The following is a 248-nucleotide window of genomic DNA, read 5'->3' as shown; positions in this document are numbered from 1 at the left end:
AACCACGCCTTCGCCGTCGTCGACCAGTTTGGCGACCGAGGCATTTTCCAGGGTGGCCTTGCACACCGTGTCAGAAAAACGAAAGTCACGGTGCGAAGGGTAAACCGGCATGCGGAATGTTTGCGGGTAGAGTTTGAACAGGGCCTTTTGCCCCTCGGACAAGTGCCCGTCGTACTGACTGAGGTTTTGCGCGGTGATCACAAACAGCGGCTTTTCGTTGGGATAGGGATCGACCGGGTGTTTACCCG

General features: G+C 56.9%; 1 protein-coding gene. It reads right to left on the bottom strand.

Going from position 1 to position 248, the window contains the following annotated elements; genetic code table 11:
• Positions 1-248: DUF1329 domain-containing protein (locus tag GHO41_RS29670; RefSeq protein ID WP_153435377.1), on the bottom strand; the 248-nt coding region annotated here is incomplete at both ends.

The sequence above is a fragment of the Pseudomonas sp. FSL R10-0399 genome, assembly GCF_009600165.1.
Lineage (GTDB): Bacteria > Pseudomonadota > Gammaproteobacteria > Pseudomonadales > Pseudomonadaceae > Aquipseudomonas > Aquipseudomonas helleri.
Note: the sequence above shows the minus strand (reverse complement) of the source record. Positions and strands in the feature narration are given on the sequence as shown.